The sequence below is a fragment of the Furfurilactobacillus sp. WILCCON 0119 genome (genome assembly GCF_053471565.1).
In genome coordinates, this window is record NZ_JBPCCV010000012.1 from 1 (window position 1) to 644 (window position 644).

1 protein-coding gene is annotated in these 644 nt (G+C 46.9%); it reads left to right on the plus strand.

The window, feature by feature from the left end; translation table 11 throughout:
* Positions 1 to 644, plus strand: a 644-nt coding sequence (locus ACRYI5_RS11050; protein WP_448225297.1) for an LPXTG cell wall anchor domain-containing protein, incomplete at both ends; no start/stop codon positions are given.

The following is a 644-nucleotide window of genomic DNA, read 5'->3' on the forward strand; positions in this document are numbered from 1 at the left end:
TCTTAGTACCGATCCTGTTACCACTTGTGCTCGTCGTTGGCCTCCCTGTACTGGGAATCAATGTGTTGCCACTCCTTGGAGCACTTGGCCTAATTGCCTTAGGCGTCATTCTTGATTTAAACGGAAAAGTCTTACAACTACTTGGTATCTTGATCGAGAAGCTTGGTCGCTTCCTCGACATGACCCTTGGCTGGTTGCTTGGTTTGATCGTTAACGTAATTACTTGGTTGCATAACTTCTTAACCTCATTACCAGTTCTGAATCTTGACCCATCATTCTCGATGGATCCAATTACCGTCACGAACGATCCGATCACCGTTTATCCTGGCTGGTTACCAGAAATGAACGGCATCACGATTGCGACAACGGGCACTGATAATAATGGAAACGGTAATAATGGTGGTTCCGATATTGATACCAACACCACTGGTAACAACGGAAACACCACCGCTCCTGATGAGGTAACGCCTGGCACATCTAATTCAAATAATGAATTAGGATTACCAACGTCAACCACTGACGCTGATAAGAACCGTCAAGCATTACCAGACACTGGAATTCAGGCAGGTGCCACCGTGGTTGGTTGGCTCCTTGCACTCTTTGCCGGTTTCATCATCTGGTTCAAACGCCGTCGGAAGGGACAG